A 760-nucleotide genomic window follows, 5' to 3' on the forward strand; every position below is an offset into this window, starting at 1 on the left:
AACTCACACGGCCCTATTAAAGTTAATCAAATTGTTATTTGATCGCTTCCACCTTATACCCGGCATCCTCAATCGTTTTTTTGAGCAGTGCTTCATCCAGCTCGCGGTCATAGCTTACCACGGCTTTTTTGCCGTGCAGGCTGACTTCTGCGGATGCACCGTCAATCTTGTTGATGGCTTCGGTGACTGCGTTGACGCAGTGTTCGCAGTACATGCCGGAAATCTTAACGGTCTTCTTTCCGATGACCGGATTCTCGAGTTTTTTCTTCTCCGGCGGAAGGCTTCCACCGCCGCCTCCACAGCAGGCTCCCTCGCCTTTAAAATGCTTGATGGTGGATTTTACACCAAGAAGTACAAATACTGCAATAACTAAGATTACAATCATGTCTGTCATAATAGCTTGCTCCCTTCTGTCTTCTTTTTCTGTCAGTTTTTCTTTCTTATGAATGAATCTGCTTTTCCGACGGATCTTCCGTTTTTATTTCTGTCATCGGACTTCCCTGATGTTCCCTCTGGAATCTGCGGTCTCTCGCCTCATCTAGTTTTTTTCTTACAAATTTTACGAAGAGATAAATGGATACGCCCACTATGTACAGGATGATGCAAAGCACCACCATGTAGCCCATAGAATTTTGTGAATGTGACACGGCTCTTCCTCCTGATTGTTTCGTCTGGATTTCTGACCCAAATCCAGTTTTTTCTTTTTTCAATGTCTGCGGCTGCCTGTGCTTTCCCAGACAGCCGCATGATCTTGTCAGCC

Annotated in this window: 2 protein-coding genes; both read right to left on the reverse strand. The window is 45.4% G+C overall.

What is annotated here, in order from left to right:
- Positions 1 to 34: 34 nt before the first annotated feature.
- A complete protein-coding gene (locus DW922_RS17335) occupies positions 35 to 394 on the reverse strand; it encodes a heavy metal-associated domain-containing protein (protein ID WP_118727163.1) in 360 nt (119 codons plus the stop codon).
- Between the two features lie 46 nt (positions 395 to 440).
- A partial coding sequence (locus tag DW922_RS17855; protein WP_207666312.1) for a hypothetical protein occupies positions 441 to 760 on the reverse strand: 320 nt, incomplete at its 5' end.

The sequence above is a fragment of the Clostridium sp. AM42-4 genome, assembly GCF_003480105.1.
Lineage (GTDB): Bacteria > Bacillota > Clostridia > Lachnospirales > Lachnospiraceae > Brotaphodocola.